Annotated in this window: 3 protein-coding genes; all 3 read right to left on the reverse strand. The window is 70.0% G+C overall.

Annotated features, from left to right (window positions below; all coding sequences use genetic code 11):
• Window positions 1–63 precede the first annotated feature (63 nt).
• From ACWPXK_RS23650 to ACWPXK_RS23660, 3 genes are read right to left on the reverse strand one after another with little or no spacing between them, the layout of a single operon-like run.
• Window positions 64–741, reverse strand: a complete 678-nt coding sequence (locus tag ACWPXK_RS23650) for a hypothetical protein (protein WP_454198376.1) — start codon at window positions 739–741, stop codon at window positions 64–66.
• Window positions 738–16,406, reverse strand: a complete 15,669-nt coding sequence (locus ACWPXK_RS23655) for a sigma-70 family RNA polymerase sigma factor (RefSeq protein WP_454198581.1) — start codon at window positions 16,404–16,406, stop codon at window positions 738–740. The genes ACWPXK_RS23650 and ACWPXK_RS23655 overlap by 4 nt, the downstream gene beginning before the upstream one ends.
• On the reverse strand, window positions 16,295–23,773 hold the full coding sequence (locus ACWPXK_RS23660; RefSeq protein WP_454198377.1) for an alpha/beta hydrolase: 7,479 nt from the start codon (window positions 23,771–23,773) through the stop codon (window positions 16,295–16,297). Before ACWPXK_RS23660 ends, ACWPXK_RS23655 begins: the two co-directional genes overlap by 112 nt.
• Between the last annotated feature and the right edge of the window lie 13 nt (window positions 23,774–23,786).

Here is a 23,786-nt window from a genome sequence, read left to right on the forward strand (position 1 = left end):
TCATCCGAACAACGGATGTCCGGGAAGTGACAACACTGTCCATCCGACAGACCGATGGTTCACTCATCGGTCGAAAGTGCTTGGTAGATCGGGGTAATGGGCTCGATCGGCCGGGGTCAGTTCGGCGATCACGAGTTCACCCGCGCCGCGGCAGACCGGACAGACCTTGGTGCCGAGACATTCCCGGCAGCGCTGGCGGCCGGAAGGGCCGGTGGCGGTCCAGCCGCGGCCCTGACAGGCCGGGCACCAGCCCAGGCCCGCGCACTCGTAGCACAACACCGCGTCCGCGCCGACGGTATCCGCCGTGACGACCGGTTGGGGCGAGACGAACGAATCGTCCTCGGGTACGGCAATAATGGGTGTCTCACCGGTGAAAATGACGCCGCCATAGCCTTCCTGTACGCGGATGCGCACCACGAACTCGTCGCGTTTACCGATGACCGTCGACTGCACCGCCCCCGACTCATCCGCGGAGCGCTCGACGTCGACCGACCACCCGGCCTCGGCGAGCGCGGCCACCGCCCGGTGCACCACGGCCGGATCGTAGGCCGCGCCGGGCTGGTGCACGCGGGCGCTGGCGCGGTACTGGTACCGCACCGGCTCGTGCCAGTCCACCGCGACCGGGTGGTCGGGCACCGAAACCCGCGGGGTCGCGCCGGGCGTCAGCCGCGCGGCCAACCACAGCAGGTAGTCACGCAGCTGCTCCGCCGCACGGTCGAGCCGAGCCCGAGGTGCGCTCACGCGCTGCCTCCCGATTCGTCACTGCCGAGTCCGAGATCGGCGCCACCCGGCCGCTTGGCGCCCGCGATGATCTGCGCCCAGCTGAGGCCCTTGACCTCGCGCAGATATTCGACGGTCGGGCCGAGCGGGTCCTTGTACTCGCGGATGTTTCGCCTCCGGATCCGGTCTTTCAGGTGCTCCAGTTCACCGTAGTCCTGGGTTTTGTAGAAGGCGCCGATCTCCCGGCGCGCGTTCTGCAGAGTCCTGGCGATCTCCTCGTCGGACGCGCCGCGTTCGCGCAGCGCGTCCTCCACCGCCTGCAGGCGTCGCACCTCCGCGATGTAGTGCTGACGCAGCGTCGGCAGATGCGCGGTCGCCGGATCTCCGGTCGGCTGGGCCAATACCTCCGGTCTGCGGTCGTGGGCCAAGATCGCGTCGACGTCGACGGCGGGCGCGACCCGCTCCACCGCCGCCACCGGCGCGCCCGCGTCCGGTTCGTAGGCGATCACCATGCGGTGGTCGGGTTTCGGCGGCGTGTACAGCGCCATCGTCCCGGCGTTGAGGACGTTGCTCGCGCCCGCGTCGATCGAGTACAGGTAGTCCTCGTTGCCCGGCGGGTCGAAGACGGTGTGCTCCACGACCCGGAAGGCGCCGCCGACCGCGGGCGGCAGCGCCCGCTCGATCGCTTCCATCAGCAGATCGCCCTGGATGTGTCCGCGGTCGCCGGGCCTGCCGCCCTCGGCCCGCTCCGAGGTCATGTCCCACTGCACTTCGATGCGCGCGCCCGGCGCCAGGGTCCGCGGCAGTTGCGCGGCCAGCGCGTCGTACTGGGCGGCGGTGTAGTGCGCGCTGACGTTGTTGATATAGAACCTGGCGACACCGCCGTTGCCGCCCGCCGCCAGCACCTCGCCGTGCGTGAGCAGGTCGGCGAACAACACGAGCGCGCCCGGCATCGGCAGCGGACCCGGATCGAGGACGCCGAGGTTGCGGCGGCGCTGCCCGGCGTCGGCGAAGTCCTGCGGCAATTCGGTCTGCAGAATCAGACCGCGGCCCATCGTGTCCTGGATCGGGGTCAGTTCCACCGCGAACGCGCTGCGTCCCACGCCGACGTCGACGGTGTGCCCACCGGCGCGGGCCGCGGGTACCGACGGACGGGGCGCGAAGAGCACCGGATCGTTGCGCTCGGCGGGTAGCCGGTAGGTCGGCCGCGGGCGGGAGAGCACCTCCACCGAGGACCGTCCGTCGGCTTGGTCGTGGATCACGACCACGTACTCGGCGTTCAGACCATGCTGTGCGGCACCACGATTCGCCCTGTCCACGGTGTGCAGGAAGTCCAGCAGCGACATCGATGTGCCCTGCGAATGCGCCGGTAGGGCCGCCCGGATCTCGACCTGTCCGGTGCTCCGGTGCAGCACGCCTCCGATCCAGTCCGGCATCGCCACCAACGCGGACGCGGCCTGGCGCATGCGCGCCCAATTCACCGCGCCGCGCAGCTCGTCGGTGATCAGCGGTGACGCGCGCAGTTCGTCGATGGCCGCCTCGATCGCGGCCAACCGCCGCGGGCCGTGCGGCAGCGGATCGTTGATCGCCGCTCTGAGCGGGATCAGCGCCTCGATCAGGGCGTCCCTGTCCACGGTTCCGCGCGCGGCATCGGCGGCGGGATCGAAATAGATCGCATCGAAGATGCGGCGGACCTGTTCCTCGTGCATCCGCCCGTTCAGCGCCAACGCCTCGATGGTCAGCACGTCGGTCGCGTACTCGCCGCGCAGCAGTTCGCCGAGGCGGGTCAGATGCGCCTGGGCCGCGTCCTCGAAGGCCGGTTCGGTCAGCAAGAGCCCGAAGACCGGGCGGGCGGCCACGACACCGCCGTACTCCAGTCCGATTCGCCGTGCCAGCTCGGGATCGTGTTCGGCGAGCAGCTCGGCGGCTTCGCCGACCGGGTCGGCGGTGATACCCAGATGATCGAGCAAGTCGGCGAGATCCCGGCGGTAGTCCGATGTGAGATTCGACCGCGCCGGATCGAAGACCGATTGATCGAGTTGCGCGGCAACCACTTTGAGTTCGGCGAAACGTCCGCCTGGATGCCGGAAGGTGGGATCGGTGGCCAACCGGATCTGCACCAGCAGATCGGCCACCGCACGCGCGACATCGCGCGAACGCGCCCGGTCGGACACGGTGAGATCGAAGGCCGAACCGTCCGGCCGCGCGTGGTATTCGGCGACCGCTTCCGCGCTGACCTCGCCGACGCGCAGGTGCACCGTCCGGCCGTCCGGCAGCTTGAAGTACCCGTCTTCGCGAACGCGGCTCATGGATCCCGCCGGACCCACCGGCGGCGGCCGGAACCAGCTCACTTCCTCCGGGGCGATCAGCCGCAGGGCGCTTTCGACCTGTCGCATCAGAACGGACTGGCGCATGGGATCGCGGCCGGGTTCGCGTGCGTCGCCGCGGAACTCACCGAGGTTGCCGACTGTCCCGTGCTGAGGGGCACCTTCCGGCGACGGTGCGTGATCATCTTCGGACGGACCACCAGGGCCGACGGCTTCCCTGCCCGACTCGGGCATAGCGAGGTCGGCCATGGTGACCTGCGCGCCGGAGGATGCTCCGGCATGCCGCATCAGCAGGTCGTACAGCACCTCTTCGCCCTCGGTGATGTCCGAGTCGTCGTGTTCGACGGCGGCGTACGCCTCCGCCAATGCCTCGCCGAACTTCAGATCGCCACGCTCGTCGAAGCAGTACCTGCTGAACTGCTCGCGCACCCAGTGCTCGTATCCGTCGAGATCCGCATCGCCATGGACACCCGCCCGGCTTTGCAGCAACAGGTAATGCTCGAGCAGTGCGTACGGCACCTCGCGCCGGGCTGCCAGGCCGCCCGCGTAGTCCACCGCGTGGCCGATCTCGTGCACGATATTGCCGTACCAGGGCCGGTTTTCGGGACCGACGTGGTGTCCGCTGGCCAGGTCTTCGTCCCACTCCCGCATGGATCGCTGCGGGTCGGCGGCGTACAGCTCATTGAGGACGATCGACTTCGCATAGAGCTTGCCGTTCTCGACCCCGTATTCGGTCTCGGCGAAGTTCTTCGGATCGTCGGTCGGCCCGATGCGCGCCTCGCGAATATCCAGCCACGGATGCTTGGTGAGCTTGTCGTCCAGCGCCCTGGCGAATTCGCGGGCTGCCTCCACATCGATGACCCGGCCGCCGGTCGAGCGGCGGGCGTCGAATCCCACCGTGACCACACCATGTTTCGCGGTCAGCAGCGCGCCGACCTCCTCCGCGGTGCGACATCTGGCGAAGTCGTCGTCGATCGGCTCCGGGACTTCGCGGGCCGATTCGGTGGCCGCGCTGGGTAATGCGGGATCGTCAGCCCGGCCGGAGTTCTCGGTCCTTTGGTCCACCGGCTCGGCCGCGGAATCCCGCTCGCCGCGACGAGCTGGGATCGAGGCCGGTCCTGGGCCGATATCGTCCGGTTGACCGGGCGTTGTGCCGTCGGCTCGGCCGATCCCTTCGCCGCCTCGGCGCGGTGGCGGACCGGCGTACGCCCAGACTTCCGCGGTGATCATGCCCCTGGCCTGGATCGACGCGAGGCGGTGCAGCGCGCCGTCGATCGCGCTGCGCGAGTGGCCGAGTTCCGCGAGGACCGCCTCCGCTCGAGCGCGCGTGACCGCGCGGACCTTGGCCAGGATTTCCGGCGGGATCGGCTGGTCCATCAACTCGAGCAGGTAAGGAAATCTGGTGCCGAGGAACGGCAGATCGGTTCGCGCGTCCGGGCGGTCGGTAAGGATCAGATCCGGGTCGGTGACGACGAACGAGCCTGCGTGCTCCGGGAACGAGAAGTCGTTGTCGGCCGCGATGGCGATCGCACCCGCGGTGCCGTCGCTGCCCTGCCGGTCGCACTCACCCGTGATGGCGTCCCGGATCGCCATCATGAACCGCTGTGTGACGGAATATTCCTGCGGTGCAAGCGGTTCCGTCAACTCGGCGACGAAGTATTGCAGCGATCCGGGTCCACGGCTTCCCTCGTAGGGGACGGTCGGGGGAACCTGATGGAATCCGAGCAGGTGGTCGAACCGGAAGGTGGCGACCTCGCTGGCCACCGGCCCTGCCGTGGGCAGCTCCATGCCGGGGATCGGTTCGCGCGCCGCGGGCCGATACACCGCCGTCCCGTTCTCGAAGTGCACGACCAGCACTTCGTTCAGATGGAAATGGCCGGTATCCAGCACTTCTTCACGGATCACCGCGCCAATGTCGAGTAGCGCGCGCTCCGCCGGAGTCATGGTCCAGGGTGACGCGGCCTGAGCGTCATGCGCCGACGGACCGGGCGACGGCGCGTCGTCCCCGTCGGCTGGTCGGCCCGATCTCGTAGCCTCCTTTCCGCCTGTCGTCGGCGGATTCCGGTCCGCGCTGTCCTGCCCAGCGGAATCGGACTGGACCCCGCCACCACCCGGCTGATCCGAGAGGCGCTGGACCGGCACCGTGCCGTCGCCCGGCGGCTGTCGCCGCGGCGCGTCGGGGACTTCGCCCCGGTTACGGCGGATCACGGCATCGATGTCCGCGAGTTCCCGGTGGAGCGCACCGCAGTCGGCGCAGGTGGCCAGGTGCTCGCGCACGGCTGTCGTCTCACGCTTGCCGAGACCGGCACGCACGTAGGCGCCGAGATTCTCCGCCACCGGGCGGCACTCCTCCCGAACCGGACCGGAAAGGTGCATCTGTAGATATGCCTGCCGCAGACCCTCCCGGGCGCGGGCGGCGAGAACGCTCGTGGCGTTCGGGGTCAACCCGAGCTCCGACGCCAGCTCGCGGGGTTTCATGCCCTCGATCTCGAGCCTGTGCAACACCATTCGCCATCGCTCGGGCAACGACTGGAGCGCACGGGCCACCAGCGAACTGTCGAGCTCATCGACCACCGTGTCGCGGAACGGCTCCTCGGGAGCGAAACGCTCCAGGTCGTCGGTCGCGACCTGCCGGTCCCCCTGCTTGCGAGACGCCGCGGCCACATGGCGCACCGTGGTCAGCAGGTACGCACGGAAATGCTCGATGGTGCGCCCGTCGCGGCTCAACAGCGCGAAGACATTCGCGAAACTCTCGGCCACCACGTCATCGACGTGCTCGCTGCCACGAACCACCCCGGCCGCGGCAGTGCGGGCGGCGCCCACGTGCCGCTCATACAGCGTTCCGAACGCCTCGGTGTCTCCCGCCTTGACCGCGGCGACCAAGGCCGCGTCGACAGCGCGCTCCGACGCCAAGCGTGCGGCGTTCCGGACCTGGCTCCGCTGTCGCGGCACGACTTCGGATTCGGCGGGCTCCACCGCCGGTCCACGCTGTGCTGGAACCTGCCCATCCGGCGATGGCGGGGCATCGCCGGACTCCGGCGGGCCATGGCGGTCCGAGGCACCGGTACCGGAACCAGGTCCGGTGATCGGCTCGAGCGGCTCGGCACGCAACTGCGCGAGCGCGCTGTCGACCGAGACCAACGTGCTCGCGGCGGCACGCAGTTCCGCTACTTCCGGGTAGCGATCGGGCAACGCCCGCGCCATGTCGAACAGTCCTGCGGCATCGTCCGGAACCGGACCGGGCCGGGCTGCTCTGACCATGAGCCACTGTAGGGCTTCCCGCAGAAATACGCCCAGTTCCCGTGCGGTGCCGATGATCTCATCGACCGGAGGTCGTTCACCACGCTGGAACGCCGCCAGGCGGGCCGCGGTCTCGGCGTGCTTCTCGCCGACGAGGTGCTGAACCTGCCGGTCGTCGAAACTGGCCGCCCATGCGCGAAGCTCCTCGAGCGCGCCGGTGACGGCGTCGGGAGCCGAAGGCGTCGGGTCGGCGACATCCGGCAGCGCGTCACCGGACATCACCGCCGCCAGCAATCGCCGGTACTTGACACCGTCGTGCCGCTGCCCCACCACGAAAGGAGCGGTCTGCCCGCCTATTTGCCGATAACGTTCCCGTAGTTGCTCCAGACCGAACAGCGTCACCGGGTCGATGGCCGGCCCCAGTTCGGCGAGCCTGCCCGCCCATTCGCCATATCGCACGCTGCCCGCCCGGACCTCCGCCACCCAGTCCGGTAACCGGGTGAGGAAGTCGTCGTCGAACTCGCGGATGGCGCTCGGCGGTTGTCCGTCATTCTCCAGCGACCAGTTCATCAGGAGTCGCGAAAGACGGCCGTTGTAGTGCAGAGGATGGATGGAGACGAGCCGGTGCTGCAAGGTCGCGGCGATCTCGAAGGGGTCGTAGCCGGATTCGCGCGTTGCCGCGTTGTACCAGTCGCACAACGACTGCAGCTCTCGCCTGACCTCCTCTTGCGAGGCGAACTCGGGATACTTGACGACGCCGTGCACATCAGGCCCGGCGGGTGGCGGCAGATAGGAAAGCGCTGGATTCTCGTTGATCGCCGCTATCTGATCTTCGGTCGGAGTGGAAGTCAACACACAGGTCCGCAGACCCGGCCGGGCGAACTCCGCACCTTTCTCCGGCGCCGTCATCGCTGCCAGCCGCATATGCAGGGCCACGATGAAGTCAGGAGTCAATTCCCGATCGCCGTACTGTCTGGCCAGGAGGCGGGCATCCAGATAACCGGCCCACTCCGCGAGTCCGAAGATCGTCTCCGGCCGAGGCTGATCCGCGATCACCGCGGTGCTCAGATATTTCTCCTCGATCAGCAAACTGGCCTCGAGCAGCAGCGCCGCCTCGGTATCTATGCCGAGCGCCGCCAAGCGATCGGCGATCAGCGCTTCGACATCGGCCTCACTCGCCGGTGCTGTTGTCGCGGGCGGGTGCAGCTGCGCATCGGACAACCGGGGCAACGCCTCCCGTTCCGAAGCAGGTTGCATCGCCGGATCGACGTCGCCGACCTGCCCGGGTTCGGGCTCGCCAGGGTCGGCGCGTCGACCGCTGTGCGGCTCTCCCGGGCCGGTGTGCGGATCCGCCGATGGGGCGCCACCCGAATCCGGCCCGCCGGAATCGGGATTCAGCTCGACCTCGATGAAGCGCGGACGGTATTTGGTCACGTCGTCGATCACGCCGCCGGGGTCGAGGCTGTTGACGTTGTAGCTGATGATCAAGGTGTCGCCGCGGCGGAGTTCGGGATGCTCGTGGGCGTTGTAGGTGATCATGTTCGCGTCGCCGTAGGAACCTTCGGCGCCGGTCTCCGGCGTCCGGTAGAGCACGGTCGGCGAGGTGAACGGTCCGGTCGGTGCGTCCGCGACGTAGGCGAGAATGTCGGTACCGAACGCGGACCTGGTGTCCTGCGTGATCAGCAAATAGCGGCCGCGCCAGCGGGTGACGCTGTACTCGTTGGCGACACCCGGCATGATCCGTGCGGAGTCCGTCTCGCTCGACGACCACCCGGAGCCGTCGAAGAACTCCCACCGCGTGCGCGGATCGTCGCCCCGCACGCGGGCCAAGTGCATGTATTTGGACGCGCCGTCCTCCTCCATGCCGTAGATGTAGGTGTGCGTGCCGTCGAACTCGGCCCACGCCGTCCAATTCACGCCCGTTTCCGAGGGCATCGGGGTGATGTCGAGCAGGCGGAGATCATCGGTGTCGAACCGGGCGAGCACGTTGTCGCGGAAGGCGAAATCCCACATTCCGGCACCGGTGCGGGAGAACCCGACGAACATGACGTTCAGCGTGGATCCGGTGACGAATGATCCGCCGAGCCAGTAGAAACCATCCGCTCCGGCCTGCACCACGGCCTGCGGAACCTCCTGTGTCCCACCGTGGATCGTCGACATCTCGCCGTTGTCGTCCACCACGAAGGTGTTGTTCACAAAGGGGCCATCCGAGGGCCGGGATCCGTCCGGATGCACCGTGCCGAGGAACGTGTCGGAGAACATCCACAGATGCCTGCCGTCCGGCAACCGCCGCGAGTAGGTACTGTCGGCGCCGGTCCAGCCGCCGCCGGTGTCGCCGTACCGCGCGAACGCCGCCGCGAGCCCCTCCTGCGGTGCGACACGGACCAACAGTTCCCGCAGCACGAACCAGGTCGATTTACCCGCCTCGAGCTCGATGGTGCCGCTGGCGTGGGTCATGTCCGCGACCATCGGCAGGCCGCGGCCCCGCTCGCCGAGACCCGCGATCAGCGCGTCGAGGTCGAAGTCCTCGTCCGACTGCTCGATCAGGTCGTCGGGCCGTAGCTCGAAGCCCGCCAGTTCGGGCTGCACGCTGCTGGTGTCGATCACGTCGACGCGCAGTGTCCTGGCGCCCGCGTCCCCGGTGACCTCGAGGACGACCCGGACCGGGTCGGACGTGTGGTCCAGCGCATTGGCGACCAGCTCCGAGACGACGACGCGCACGTCGTCGAGCTGCCCAGGATTGCGCCAGCCGAGTTCGCGCAGCTTCTCGACCACCCAGTTGCGCGCGGTCTCGGCATCGGCCCTGCGTTCGTCCGCGGAAAGGTCCGGATTCGTACCGAAGGTCTCCTCGAGGCGCACAGGCACCGCACCGGAGGATGGATCGTTTCCCGAGGACATGCCGATCCCGGTGTCCGGGCGGGCGCTCGCGTCCGGGGCGAATTCGTCGATGGAGCGGGTCGGCGTCCCGTCGGGCGTGTAGACGATGCCCGATATGGCGCGCACGTCGGGGGTGGGCTGCCCCGGCTGGTATGGGTGCGGGAAGCCGAGGGCGGAGTCGTACACCATGATGGTGCCGCCCTCGTTGGTCATGACGTAGGCGTGTGCGCCGACGCCGTGCTGGTCGGCGGGGCCGTGGTAGTCCTCGACCACCAGAATCGTGGCGCCGTCGTCCATTCCGCGCAGCCGGTCGGCGATCGCGTCGCGCGAGTCGAGGCTTTCCAGACGTCCACCGGCCGCATCCTCCAGCTGATCGGCCGTCATTCCCTGCGGGCCGACCGCCGCCTGCGGCACCCGCACGACGGTGCTGCCGGTCAGGTCGACCACCCGCGAAAGCGACTGTGGTGCGCAGTCGTTGCGGTATCGCGTGGTGTCGGTCGGTGTGTGGTCGGGTGCGCGCTGTTCGGTCGTACCGTCGACGACCTCCTCGTCCGGCGCGGGGCCGCTGTCGCTGGAAAACAGGCTGCGGAGGCGCCGCCACAGGCTCGGTGTGTCCACGCGGGTATCGGGTTCGGTGGTCTCCGGCTCTGGAGTGGGCGCGACCTCGGGCTCCGGCGGCGGGGTGATGCGGGGGACGTCCCTGATCCGCCCCGGCCATTCTCTGCCGCTGATCACGCCGTCGGTCTGGATCTCCCCGAGCCGCCGGATCTCGCCGTCGACGGCTTCCGGCTCGATGCCCAACTCGGTGAGCACGGCGCGCAGCGCGTCCGGATGCAGCTCCCTCGCCGCCGCGAGCGGATCCGGGTGCAGCGACTCGTGCAGTGCGTCGACCACGAAACTCGATCGGATGCCGATCCGGCTGGTGTCCAGCGGCGAGGTGTGCTCACCATCGTGGATCACGAGAGATCCACGGGGGCGGCGGGCGTCACCGGCCGCGGTGAGATAGTCGTTGTGATCTTGATCGGCGTCGATGTAGACCCCGATCGCCACCGCGTGCCGCTGCGCGAGCGAATATTCCGGCAGCGGTGCACTGGGCAGCACCCGGACCAGTTCCTGCAGCGAACCGGCGCCATAACGCCCGGTCCACGCGATGGTCGGCGGCACATGGCCGTACCCGAGCAGCAGATCCCTTCGGTAGCGGGCGACTTCGCGGACGACCGAACCCGACGGCAGCACCTGGATCTGCCCGAACGTCTGACCGGATGCCGGCTTGTACACCCACTTGCTGCCGTCGGCGAATTCGACGATGTAGACGGCGTTGCTCTCCGGCCCGGTGGGAATGCGCGCGTAGCCGACCGGTTCCCCTTTCGCGCGCACGGCCTCTTCCACCGCGGTCCACTGCGCACGCGCCCGGGCGAGCTGGGCATCGGGATCGCCCGGCAGGTGCGGCGATGCACCGATCAGACTGGCCGGACGGGCCCCATCGTCCAGGCCGAGATCATGCGGGTGTTGCGGAACGCCTGTGCCGTCGAAGTGAATTCCCCAGGTTCCCGCGACGCCTGGAGGCGGAGTCCAGTCCTGGTAGCGGCGGACCTCGTTCGTCGCGGGGTCGCGCACCAGGATGGTGCCGTTGTCGTTGGTCATCACATAGGCGTGCGCCCCGACGCCGTTATTGCGCTCGGCGACACCGTGGTACTCGTCGACGACCAGGGTGGTGGCGCCGTTGCCCATGCGCCGCAAGCGTGCCGCGATGGTCGCGTGGCTTTCGGCTCGCAGGCGGCCGCCCGCGTGCGCTTCCAGATCCTGCCAGCGCATGCCGTCCATGCCGACATCCCTGGCCGCGGCGACATTGATCGCCCTGCTGCCGGTCCGGTCCTGGACGAGCTGCAACGAGCGAACGGCGCAGTCGCGTGGACCGGTCTCCCCCACATGTGTGACGCCGGGCGTCGTCGTCACGTCCGGTGCCCTGGTATCGCTGGTGCCGTCGTCGAAACGGCCGCGCTCGACATCGTTCGGTGCGGTACCGACCCGGCGCCGCGCCCACCCCGGGTCCGGCGGCGGATGGCGATGATCCACCAGGGGCAGGGTGTCGCCCAGCCCCGCGGCGATCCGGCCGAAGTTGGCCAGCGACTCGGTGGGCCGCCCGGTCCGCGGATCGCTGGGTCGCAGGTAGCCTTGGTGCACCTGTTCGGCATTGCCGAAGTTCTCCGACCGCGGGAATTCGGCGCGAATTCGTCTCGCTCCGAACGCTTCCGAGGACGGATCCATGCCGAGGCCGAGCCCGGTGCCGAGGTAGCGGCTCCACGCGCCCGGCTGGTCGGCGCCGAACATGGTCACCGGGTCACGCCAGGAGGCGGCGACGTAGACATTCCGCGCCCCGATACCGAACGCGGCGGCGCTGCGGACCGGGCCCGCGCCAGGGGAACCCGAGAGCGCGATCGAGCCGACCAGTCCGGCCAGCCTGCCGTGCTTGCCCGCGAAGCTGGCGGTGACGGAACCGTAGCTGTGCGCGAAGATCCGGTTCGTCAGCTGCCGTGGGTCAGCGGTTCCGGCGTGCGCCCTGGTCGCGTGGAAGGCCGCGATCTCGTGCAGCAGGAGGTCGCCGCCCACCTTCGCACGGCCGCGGAAGGCGGCCCTGACGTATCCGGTGTTGATCGGGCCGGTCGGCGCGTCGTATCCGATCCAGATGATCGAGGCCAATTCCAGATCGGGGGCCACCTGCTTGGTCTCTTCGTACAGATGACGCAGCGGGGTGAACTGATAGTGCAGCGACCGCAGGGTGGTATTGGTGCCGGGCACATGCCAGTTCACCGTTCGGGCGGTGTCCACGTTGCCGAGCGCAACGACCACCTTGCCGTCGCCGCCGAAAGCCGTCGCGTCGTAGGACAGCACGTGGACGGGCGGATTGCCCGGCACCTGACGTGCCTGCTGTTCCAGCTGCGCCAGGTGGTTGCGGGTCAGGACCAGGTTGCCCAGCTGCTTCAGCTCCGCCGCGCTCAGCACGGTGCGCGACCACCACATGCCGCGTCCTTCGGGCCGTCGCGCGAGGAACGTCTCCAGGTCGCGGGTGATCGCGAGCCGGTTCGCGTCGTTGCGGACCTGCGCGGGCAAGCCGTCGGCATTGCCGATCTGATGCGGGTAGACCCGCAGCAGAGCCTGCTGTGTCGAGCTCAGCTCGCCGGGGCGCCCCGGATCGGCCAACGCATGCCACCAGTCGGCGTTCTCCGTCGCCCGCCGCCGCGCGGAGTCGACGATGCTGCGGGTTCCACTGCGCTGCAAACCATCCGGCCCGTCGAAGCCCCCGTCCCGCAGCGCCGCGTCGGCAATCCGCTGCTGCTCGTCGGTGAATCCGGGATCCACCGGAAGGGCGGGACCGAGGTGGCGCGGGTGCGTATCCGCGCCGCCTCGGTCACTATCGCCGTGCCCCGGCTCATCCGGGTCGGAAGTCGCCGGTTGGGTGTCCTCGGGGTCGTCCGGGCCGTGTCCGCCACCCTCCACGCCACGCGCGGGTGGCGTGCTACTGGACTCGACGTCGGTGTGTCCGCTGTCGGCGACTATCGCCCTGGCAGCAGGCCGGTCGTCACCCGACCGGCCTTGATCGGCTTGGTCGTCCGTACGTCCGCCGCGTGAGGCGTCCGGCTCCCCCGTGCCGTCCGTCCGTGCCGTATCGGCGTCGCCCGGCCGCCGGGCATCGGGTCCGCCGGAACGCGGACCGCGATCGTTCGGGCCTCGATCCGGTCCGCGGTTGTCGGGACCGGGCGCGGGCGGCGGGTCCTCCGGACCGTAATCGCCCCTCGGCTGCACCGATTCCGGAACCTCGAAGCCTTGCTCGACCAGGATCGCGCGCAGCAGGTCCGGGTAATCGGTGACGATGCCCGCGACGCCTTCCTCGATCAGGCGGCGCATTTCGTCCGGATCGTTGACCGTGTAGGGCACCACTGGCATGCCGACGTCGGCGGCCTGCTGCAAGAACTCGTCGGTCAGCATGGCGCGCTCCGGCGAGAGCATCGTCGCGCCCGCTTGCCGTGCGGCGGCTGGGAGGTCACCGCCCGGCGAACGGCGCGGGCCGACGACCTGCGCCGCCATGCCACGGACCCGGCCCGCCCCGGAGACGCCGGGGTCGACGCCCAGCCACGCCGCGGTGGCGGTGCGGGAACTCACCAGCGCGACGCGGTCGACGTCCGGCGCCAGCTCGGCGGCGTGCGTCAGCACCCGCCAGTCGAAACCGAGCACCCGATACGGCACGGCGTAGCCGCGCAGGCACTCCACCGTCGCCGCGACCACGGCACGGACTTCCGCGTCGCTCCAGGAGGGATCGGTCTTGATCTCCACCGCCAGCGTCACGCCGCGGCCGGCGGCCAGCGCCGCGGCTTCGGCCAGGGTGGGCACCCCGCTGCCGCGCGGCGCGGCCTGTTGGGTTCCGGCGAACGACTTGTTCACCACCGCGGTGTCGAGTGTGCGGATCTGTTCGGCCGTCAGCTCGCGAATCGGCTTACCCACGTAGGGGAATTGCGGATCGTTCGGCCGGACCGGGCCGGTGTCTCGCACGGTGTGGCCGTCGATCTTCTGCTCATGCGCGATGACCGGCACGCCGTCCCTGGTGAGCCCGACATCGAGTTCGATCACGTCGACGCCCAGATCCATCGCTTGCGCGAAGCCGGCGAGGGTGTTCTCCGACCACAGTCCACGACCACCGCGGTGGCCCTGGATCTCCGGCCTGGTCCGATCCTCGGGCACTCGACGCTGCGACGCGGGATCCCGTAGCTCGCTCGAGTCAGGTGTCCGGTGTTCCTGAGTTCCGTCGGCGGGCCTGCGCCCGAGCTGGTCCTGCCGGACCGGAGTTCGCTGGCCCTCGGGGTCTTTCGGCGCCCACCCGGCGCGGTGCAAGACACCGGGGTCCTCGGGTACGACGCGGTGCGGCGCCTGCGGCACTTCGTCGCCGTGTCCGGTCGCGATCAGGCCGAAGTAGGCCAGCGACTCCGGGGCCTCGCCGACATCGGCGTCGATGAAGTCGAAGTAGAAGCCGTGCGCCGGGAACGCACGGCCGAACGGGCCGACCGCCGGGAACTGCGACGGAACGCGCCGCGCGCCGAATGCCTCGACCGAGGGGTTGATGCCCAAACCCATGTTGAGAAAGCGGCCGTGGCGGCCGGGCATGAGCGCACCGAGTCCGGTGACCGGATCGTAGGAGAGCTTGGCGACGTAGACGTTCTCGGCGCCGATCCCGAACTCGGCGGCGTGCTGGACCGGCCCGGCGCCCGGCGAGCCGACCAGCGTGATCGTGGCGACGTCGCGAGCCAGTCGTCCGTTCGCGGCCGCGTAACCCGTTGTGGTGGAACCGTAGCTGTGGCCGAAAAGGTGGATCTTCGGCGGCGGCGGGGCGACCGGCCGGGAATCGGTCACCGCCGGATCGGCGGCTGCCTGGTCGACGGGCCGCCCGGCACGGGCCGCTCGCGCCGCTCGATAGGCCATCACGTCGCGGGCGAGCAGGCGGCCACCGACTTCCGCGAACTCGGGTGTCCTCGTTTCCAGCCAGATCTTCGCGCCGCTCGGCGCGTCGTACCCGATCCACGCGATGGACGCGACCTCGACGGTGGGATCGGCCAGCACCATGGCCTCGTACGGGTCGCGCGCCGCCTGCAGGCGTTTGGTCAGTTTCTCCACGGTCGTGGTGACGCCGGGCACCTGCCAAGCCACGTGCGCGGCGGTGTCGACGTTGCCGATCGCCACCACCGCGCGGCCCTCGCCACCGAAGGCGAGCCCGTCATATGCGAGCAAATGCACTGGCGGCGTCGGTATTCCGGGGCGCACGCCGGTGGAGCGGTTCAACGCCTCCTGGGTCGCGATGATGTTCTTCAGCTGCTGGCGTTCCAGCGGGGTGATGTCGCTACCGCGGAAGATGCGTGCCAGCGAGCCACCGCGCGGCCTGCGGGCCAGCAGTGCGTCCAGGTCCCGCCGCAATTGCAACCGGTTGGCCTGATCCTTGACGTGGGCGGGGATTCCGTCGGCATTGCCCACCTCGAACGGATGCGCCCGCACCATCGCTCGCTGCATCGGGCTCAGCTCGCCCTGCGGAGTGCCGCTGTCGCGCAGCGCATCCCACCACAGCGCGTTCGCGGTGGCCAGCTCGCGCGCCCGCGTGTAGTCGTCGGCGTAGCCCCGGTGCATCAGGTCCGCCGGGCGCACGCCGTCGCCGCGCAGTGCCAGCGCTTCCCGCACCAGCGCGTCGGTGTCCTCAGCGGCGGCGGGTTCGGGTGGTGGAAGAGCTCCGTCGCGGAACCGGAGCGGCCGTTGCGCCTCGGGGTCGGCCGACCGCGATGCGATGCGGCGCTGCCACAGATTCGGATCCGCCACCGCGGCGCGCGGTTGCACCTGCCGCACGGAATCGCCGTGCCCGGCGGCGATGCGCCCGATGTTGGCCAGCGCCTCGGTCGGCGCGCGGGTGTGTTCGTCGGTGAACCAGTAGTACTGGCTGTGCACCCGAGCTCCCGCCGCGAACCGCGGGTCCGGGTAACCCAGCAGCTTCAGGGAGATCCGGGAGAACACCGTCTTCTTGGTGCCGGTGTTGCCCTCGATGGGGATCTCGGCCGCCATGCGCGTGGCGCCGAAGGCGTCGATGGCCGGGTTCACGCCCAAGCCGACGTTCAACAGCCTGCCCCGGGCGCCGGGCGTATTGGCACCCATGCCGGCGACCCAGTCCCGGGACGAGCTTGCCACGTAGACCTCGACGTCCGCGCCGTACTCCGCCGCGCTCTGCACCCGGCCCGCACCCGGCGAGGCCAGCATCGTCACGGTGCCGATCTCCCGCGCCAGCCGAGCGTCCGCCGCGGCCTCGCTGACCGTGGTGGCGCCGTAGCGGTGGCCGAAGAGGTGGTTCGTCGGCACCGGCTCGCCGCCCTGACGCGCGGCCAGGTACGCGCGCGTGGCCTGGAAGGAAACCACGTCCTGGGCCAGCCGGGCGCCGCCTTCCTCCGCGCGGACGGTGGTCGTGGCCTGCGCCAGATTGTCCGGTGCGTCGTAGCCGATCCAGGCGATGGACGCCGCGGTGACCTCCGAATCGGTGCGCACGGTCATCTCGTAGGCGTTCCTGGCCAGCTTCAGCTGCTCCGCCATGGTCCGGATGCTGGAATTCACGCCGAATACATGCCAGGACACCGAGGACGCCGTGTCGACATCGCCGAACGCGACCACGGCTCGTCCGCTGCCGCCGAAATCCGTCGCGCTGTAGGACAGAACGTGCACCCGCGGCGTCGGCACGTCCACATGCATGGCACCGGCCAGCCGATCCGCCCGCAGCAGAGCCGCTGGGTGGCGAGGAGATTGCGCAGCTGTCTGCGTTCCGCGGCGTCGAGTGCGGTCCCGGTGAGCACCCGCTCCAGCTGGCTGGGGTGGCGCCGATAGTGGGCGCCCAGCCGCTCGACGAACGTGTCCAGGTCGCGCCGGATCGACAGCCGGTTCGCCTCGTCTTTCACCCGTGCCGGGATGCCGTCGGCGTTGCCGATGATCTCCGGGTGGATCGCGACCATGGCGCGCCGCTGGTCGGAACTCAGTGCGTACCACCACTGGGCGTTCACTTCGGCCCGTGTGCGTGCGGCGCCGTCCGGATCGCCGGGGCTCAGGCCGCGCAGCAGGGAATCGGCGTTCGCGGTGGGACCGAGCCGATCACGCAGAGCATCCTCGGCCGCACGCACGAGATCGTGGTCGGCCCGGGTGATTGGCACGTCGTCCGGCAAGCCCGTTTCCGGGTTGCGGGGCGCGACCGAGTAGCCGGGATCGGCCGGCGGCGCGCCGATGCGATGCCACGGCAGTGAACCATCCCGCGGTGCGGGGTCAACGCCCTCGGTCGGGTCCAGCGGGTTGCCGTCCGCGTCGTAGAAGATTCCCCAGGTTCCGGCGAGGTCGCGGGTGGGTGTGCGAGGCGGATACGGGTGCGGCTCACCGACGCTGTCGTCGTGAACCATGATCGTTCCGTTGTCGTTGGTCAGCACATAGGCGTGCGCACCGACGCCGTGGTCGTCCGCTGGACCGTGGTACTGGTCGACGACCAGCACCGAAGCACCGTCACCGAGCAACCGCAGCCTGGCCGCCATCAGATCGTGCGGGTCCGACAGCCGCGGGTCCGCCCCATACGCACGCAACCGGCCACCGGCGTGCGACTCCAGTTCGTCCGCGCTCATGCCTGGCGGGCCGATATCGCCCGCTGGGAGCCGCACCGCGGCGCTGCCGGTCAAACGCTGGATCCAGCGCAAGGCACGCGGCGCGCACTCATCGTGCCGCGGCTCGACTCGACTCGCGGTATCCGGCTGGCCGGCCCGCTGATCCGGGACGGTATCCGGAACCCGATGCGGCGTGGAGCCGTCGCCGGCGCGTGGCACCCGGCCGCGCTCCGGATCATCGAATCGAGCGCCCAATTGGCGCTGCACCCAGCCCGGATCGGCAACCCCGGGGCGGTGCGGCGCGGTGGACACCTCGCCGCCGCGACCGGAACCGATCAATCCGAAGTTGTCCAGCGCCTCGGTCGGCGTTCCGGCGCGGGTGTCGGCGAACTTGTAATAGCCCGAATGCCGTTGCCAGACGCCGGAGAAACGCCTGCTGTCCGGTAGTTCGGCGGCGATCCGGATCGCGCCGAAACCCGCGCTCGCCGGATCGGTGCCGAGCCCGAGGCCGAGCATCGGCAGGATCCGACCCGCTCGACCGGGCACCGTCGCGCCGAGCCTCGTGAAGATGTCGTTGGACGCGGCGGCGACATAGACGTCGACGTCACCGCCGAATTGCGCGGCATTCGTCATGGGGCCGCCGGGGCCGCCCGAGAGCACGATATCGCCCGCCAGACCCGCGAGCCTGCCACCCATCCCTGCCTCTTGGGTGAGGGCGGTGCCGTAGCTGTGTGCGAAAACGCGGTTGACCGGCTTTCCATCCGACCCGCGAACATGCTGCTGCGCCGCGTCGGTCGCGGCGATATCGCGCAGCAGCAGTTCCGCACCCGCCTTGGCACGGCGCAGGGTCGCCGCCTGCAGCAGCGCGGTGATCTTCCCGCCCGCGGGCACGTCGTAGCCGACCCACGCGATCGAGGCGTTGCGCTCGCCCGCGCCGAGCCTGCCCGCGGTCACCCGATATTCGTTGAGCGCGAAATCCAGGCTCGCGTGCAGCTTCTCGACGGTATGGCCCATGCCGATGACGTGCCACGCCAGATACTGGGCGGTATCGATGTCGCCGAAGGCAACCAGGGCCCGGCCTTTTCCGCCGAAAGCCGTGGAATCGAAGGCAACCACACGCACCGGCAGATCGGGATCGACGGCCGCGGCTCGCCGCTGTGCACCCGCCAGCGCCTTCTCGGTCGCGCGCAGAACGCGCAGCTGCTGGCGTTCGGCGCGGGTCAACCTGCGGCGCGACCGCAGCTCGGCCAGCTCGCTGGCCATCCGCAGCCGGTTGGCCTGGTCCACGGCGGCGGCATCGATGCCAGGCGCGTTGCCGATCACGGCCGGGTGCACCCGCACCATCGCCCGCTGCATCGGGCTCAGCTGCCCGGCCGGTACCTCGCTGTCGCGCAGCGAGTTCCACCACTCCGCGTTACGTCGCCCGAGTTCCTTCGCGCGTGCGGCCACGGCGTCGGCGGGATGGTCGCTGTGCAGCAGGTCCGCCGCCGAGGCGTCCGGTCCCAGCCGTCGCAACGCGGCGTCCGCGGCGTCCACTTCGGCATCGGTCGGCTCGGACAGGTCTTCCGGTAGGACTCGGTCTCCGGACGGCTCGGTCGAGTCCTCCGGCGGCACCTGGTCACCGCGTTGCCGTGGCGCGTCCGGCTCCGGCGCACCGGTATCGGCGGCGCCCCAGTCGGTGGACGAAGCCTCGGTACGCGTAGTGGTGCCGGAGCGGTCTGGGTCGGCGCCGGTAGCGTCCGTCCCAGCCGACGGATCCGTCCCTGCGGGGACAGCGTCGCTGCGGGTATCCGGGGTCGCGACCGGACGCCCTGCCTCCAGCTGCCGGACTTCGGCATCCGCGTGCCGGTAGTCAGGGGCCAGATCGGCGATTTGGGACAGCCGGGCGACGTCCTCGTCGGCCAGGTCCCGATCGGACAGGTCACGCACCGTCTCGTCGAGCTGCTCCGGTGTCAGCCCCTCCGGATCGACAGAAGCTTGTATGGTCTCGGCCAGCTGCCGGATGCGCGCCGCCAGTTCATCGCGCCGTGCCACCGCGTCGGCGAGTAGGTTGTCGGCCGGCTCCACCGGCTCTTCGTCGTCGTCCGGTTCGGTGTCGCCCACCGCGATGCCGCGGGCTCGGCTGCCCGCTCCTGCGTCGGCGAGCGGGCGCAGGTGCTCGCCTTCGGCGCCGAAGAAGACGCCCCAGGTGGACTTGGCGTCCGGCACGGCGTCCGGATCGAATTCGAAGACCCCGCCGCGCAAGGGGTCGTCCACCATGATCTTTCCGGTGGCCTTGTCGTGGTACATGACGTAGGCATGCGCGCCCACACCGTGTTCGTCGGCCTTGCCCTTGTGCTCGTCGACGACCAGGACCGCCGCGTCGCCACCCAGATACCGCAGGCCGTCGGCGATCATCTGATGCGCGGGACGCTTCTTGCTGCCGACCACCCTGGTGATCTCACCGCCCGACGCGACCTCCAAGTCGTGCCAGGACATGCCCTCCGGGCCTACCGATCCCGGTTCCACCAGCGTGATCGAGCCGTTGCCGGTCTGCACGGCGGCTCGCCAGAGCGCGAGCTCGCCGCAATTGTTCACCGAGTGCGCGGGCGGCTGGTCCGGATCGGGCGCGGTGTCGGGGGTCCGGTGGTCCACGGAGCCCACCAGGTCGGCCCCGATTCGGCCGACGTCGTGCAGCGCTCGGGTCGGCACTCCACGGGGTGGTTCCGAACCGCCGTCCGGGACAACGGGATCGATCCTGTCGAACAGTCCGCGCGTCCCGTCGGGTACGTGCACGCGAACGTCGCCGAAGTGCCCGTCCCTGATATGCGGCTCGGCCATCCCGGACAGCACGACGTCACCGGCCAGCCCCTCCAGCCTGCCGCCGCGGCCCGCGGCTTCGGCGACATCGATGCCGTAGCCGTGTGCGAAGACCTTGTTCGTCGGGACGGCATCCGGTCCACCCCTGACCTCCCGCGCCGCGTCTGCGGCGGCGATGTCGCGCGCCAGCAGTCCGGCACCGGAACGCGCCCTGCGGGTGAAGACGCCCTGCGCGCGACCGCTGGGCACGTCGTAGCCGACCCACGCGACCGAGGCGATCGACTCGCCCTCGCGCACCCGGCCCGCCGAGGACCGATACTGTGCGGCGGCGATACGCACACCGGCGTGCAGCTTCGCCACGGTGTTCCGGATGCCGGGCACGTGCCACGACACGTGGTCCGCGGTGTCGATATTTCCAATAGCTATGGCCGCACGTCCCTTTCCGCCGAAGGCGGTCGAGTCGTAGGCCACGACGTGCACCGGAGGGGCGGAATCGAGAGAGGCGGCCTGGAGATGCGCGCTGGCCAGGGCTCGGACGGTTCCCCGGAGATTGCTCAGCTGCGCGCGCTCGGCGCGGCTCAGGCCGTAGCGCGACCGGAGATCCTCGATCTCGCGTGCGATCTGCAGCCGATTCGCTTCGTTCGCCGCCGCCGCGTCGATGCCGGGCGCGTTGCCGATCACGTCCGGATGTGTCCGGACCATCGCCCGCTGCAGCGGACTCAGCTCACCGTCCGGAGTGCCGCCGTCGCGCAGCGAGTTCCACCAGTCGGCATTCCTGCGGGCCTGATCCCCCGCCGCATCGGTGTCGGTGTTCTCGCCGTACCGCAGATCTTCGGCGCGCGCGTCGTCGGCCAGACGGCGCAGCGCGGCGTTCGCATCGTCGATCTCGGCTCGGCTCGGCGGGCTGGTGTCCTCGGGCAGGATCCGGACCCGATCTCGGCGATTCCGTCCGGTGTCGGCATCGCTGCCGGTGTCGCGACTGCTGCCGGTGTCACGGCCGCTGCCGGTGTCGCGACTGCTGCTGGTGTCACGACCGCTGCTGGTGTCACGACCGCTGCCGGTGTCACGACCGCTGTCGGTGTCCGCGGCGCTGTCGGTGTCCGCGGCGCTGTCGGTGTCCGCGGCGCTGTCGGTGTCGGCGGCGGTATCGACATCGCTATCGGCATCGGTGGCGGTCCGGCCGGAGGTCTCTCCTTCCCCGGACGACTCCGAGTCCGTGTCGGTCCGGCGATCGGCGTCGGGGTCGGGGCGGCCGCGGTTGGAGTCGGCGGTGCGGACATCTGGTGCTGGGCTGGACGATGCCGCGATCGGCCCGGCGACCAGTGCGACATCCTCGGGCCGGACGGCGTCGTCCGGTATACCATGCTCGCTCTGGTCGGCGTTCGCGTCCGCGTCGGCGTCCGATCTCGCTTGCGGCGCTTCGGAATCGGCCGACTGGGCTTGGACGGCCCCGTCCCGTCCGAGCGGCCCGGCAGCGGTCCGACCTGCGGCACCGGCGCGCGCCCGAGTACCGTCCTGCGCCTCGGTACTGCTGGCGCGCGGCGCGGTTCCGTCTCGATCCTCGGCACGACCCGCACGCGGGTCGACGGGAGAATCCGTCTGCGGCAGCGACATTCGGCTTTGGTCCGGACCTCCGGTCGCCGCGCCGACCGTTCGCGCCGGACCCGCGGCGGCACCGGTCGAGGACGCACTCGTGGAAGTGCCGGGCGCGGTCGAGGACGAGGCCGAGGTCCCAGCCGTGGTCGAGGACGAACTCGCCGACGTGCTCGGTGCGGTCGAGGGCGAGTTCGGCGCGGCACCGGTCGGCGTCGCCGCTCCCGCTCCGGGCACGGTCCCGGAACCCGGTGCCGCCACTGATCCAGCCGAGGTACCGGATGTGGCGCCTGTCGGGGGCGGGTCGGTGGCCGGACCTTGCGGTGCGGTAGCCGGTTGCGAGGTGGAGGACGGAGTAGACCCGCCTGGCTGGGTCGTGTCAGCACTCTCGCCGATGTTTCCCCCGTCCCGGCTGGTGCTGGGGGCTCGGCTTGCGTCAGGTGCGCCTTGACCCGCGTCAGCTGTGCGTTGGCCCGCATCGGCCGCGGGTTGGCTTGCCGTCGCGTCGGATCGGCCCGCGGAGTCGACATCGGAATCGGCGGGTCCGGCCTGCTGAGCACCGGCACCTTCCGTGCTGCCACGGCTGTCGCCGTTCGTGCTTGCGGCGGCCGCATCCGAGCCCCCGTCTCGCGGTGTACCGGTGGAGGTATCCCCGCCGGTCTGCGCGCTACCCGACGTATCCCCGGCGACGCCGGCACCATTGCTGCTCTGCCCGCCACCAGCGGTATCGGCGGCGATACCGGCGTCATCCGCACGCTGTGTGCCGCTCGACGTATTGCCAGCGGGACCAGCACCATTCGTATTCTGGGCGCTTCCTGACGCATCCCCTGCGGCACCAGCACCGTTTGCGCCGCCGGAGGTATCTACCGCGGCGCCGGCACCATTCGCACCACCCGAGGTACCTCCACCTGTGCCGCTGCCATTCGCACCCGCAGGGGTTGTGGCAGCTCCCGGACCGTTGGTACCGGAGCCGGTCCCTGTGCCGGTTCCAGTCCCTGCGCCGTTGCCGGTTCCTGCCCCGGGGCCGGTACCCGAAGCCGGAGCCTGGCTCGTGCCATCCGGCATGGTGCCGACGTTCGGAGTCAGCCCTGGCCCGTTGCCCATCGGCCCGCCGGAGTAGTTCGATCCGCCACGGTAGCCGTAGACCATGCTCGGCCCGACGCCCGATAGAGCACCGCCGGTGAACATCCGCGGGTCGAATTCCCAACCGCCCCCGGATAATCCGGTCGCCAGATAGGCCGCACCAGCACCGGCCAAACCCGCGCCAGCACCGGTGATCGCACCCTTGCCCAGACCTGCCAGCCCACTGGGTCCGCCCGGCAGGTGACGCACGAGATTATGCAGGCCGTGGCCCGCCGCACCCCCCGCGCCACCGGCAACGGCGGAGATCCACGCGTTCTGGCCGATCGCATTCCAGTTGAGTCCGCCGTCCTGGTACCCGGCCTGGATATTCAGCCCTTGCACCGCCATTTCTTGCGACGTGCCCTGGAATACCTCGGTAATCGCTTCCTGAACGATCTCGTAGATGACCTTGGCGAGGATCTCCCTGCTCGCTTGCGACAGCGCCGTCCTGGCCAGGATCGCTTCGATCCTGCGCAGCAGAAAGCCACCGAGCCAGCGGCACGCGGCCTGCGTTGCCGCGATCGCGCCCGCTTGCGCGAAAGGCGCCCCCGGGCCCAGGAACAGCGCGTACGCCAGTTCCGCCGCCAACCATGCCAGCGAGAAGATGTCATTGAGCTTGGTCGCGCGCATCTCGGCTGCGGAGTCGATGGCGCGTTGCCCCGCCGCGTCGTACTTGTCGGCCAGCTTGTCGATGGCTTTCAGCTGCTCCTTGAGCGACTTCTCCATCTCGTCGCGACCGTCACCGGCCGGATAGGCGACCACGGTGGAATTGGTCGCAGTCTCCGCCTTCTGCCTTGCGCGTGTGCGCAGCTGACGGGCCAGCCGCTGCAGATCTTCTCCGGCCGCTTTCTGATCGCCCTCCAGGCCTTTCGGCCAGTCGGCCCCCGCCACCCACTCCAGCCACTCCAGCCACGGCGGAATGGTTATCGAGAAGGGCATGGCGGCGTAATCC

This window comes from Nocardia sp. Marseille-Q1738, assembly GCF_965283145.1.